We start from the raw sequence: 454 nt of genomic DNA on the forward strand, positions 1-454 counted from the left end.
GCGGTCGTCAGTTGTCAGCGGTGGGTGAACGACGCCGGCCGCTTCTCGGCGAACGCCGCCATGCCCTCCTTCTGGTCGGCGGTGGCGAAGACGGCGTGGAAGAGCCGCCGCTCGAAGCGGACGCCCTCGGCGAGGGTGGTCTCGAAGGCGCGGTTGACCGCCTCCTTCAGCATGATGCTCGCCGGCGCGGACATCTCCGCGACCTTCTCGGCCGTCGCCAGCGCCTCGGCCAGCAGCTGGTCGGCCGGGACGATCCGGGAGACCAGGCCGGCCCGCTCGGCCTCCTCGGCGCCCATCGTCCGGCCGGTCAGGCACAGCTCCATCGCCTTCGCCTTGCCGACCGCACGGGTGAGCCGCTGCGAACCGCCGATCCCGGGGATCACCCCCAGCTTGATCTCCGGCTGGCCGAACTTCGCGGTGTCCGCCGCGAGCAGGATGTCGCAGAGCATCGCCA

The 454-nt window shown here is 71.8% G+C and carries 1 protein-coding gene; it reads right to left on the minus strand.

Annotated features, from left to right (window positions below):
* Positions 1-14 precede the first annotated feature (14 nt).
* A partial coding sequence (locus tag PUR61_RS44880) for an enoyl-CoA hydratase-related protein (protein WP_329885762.1) occupies positions 15-454 on the minus strand: 440 nt, incomplete at its 5' end.

This window comes from Streptomyces sp. BE20 (assembly GCF_036322525.1).
In the GTDB taxonomy this organism is placed as follows: domain Bacteria; phylum Actinomycetota; class Actinomycetes; order Streptomycetales; family Streptomycetaceae; genus Kitasatospora.